Below are 296 nucleotides of genomic sequence, written 5' to 3' on the forward strand. Positions count from 1 at the left end.
GCATCGGCGACACACCGCCGGCATTCTTTCCCGACGTACTGCCGTGCGTGCTGTAGTTCATCCCGCCATCACCGGTTGTCCCACCCGCGCTGAAGCCGCTCGATTTCGCGTCGTAGTGCGACTGATTCTGCATGTCCGCGAAAGACAGCGAACCCGTCGTCAACGTGTTCTTCGATGCATCCGCGTCGCTCGCAATCAGCCCGCCTTTCAGATCGGTATTGCCGCCGACGTTGATATTGAACCCGCTGTCTCCCGCCTGAATCCCGGCCTGCTCATTGACGCCAGCATAGCTGCCC

At 60.8% G+C, this 296-nt stretch carries 1 protein-coding gene; it reads right to left on the reverse strand.

What is annotated here, in order from left to right:
• Window positions 1-296: hypothetical protein (locus ACYP33_RS23185; protein ID WP_459624092.1), on the reverse strand; the 296-nt coding region annotated here is incomplete at both ends.

Source organism: Burkholderia sp. 3C (assembly GCF_054589155.1).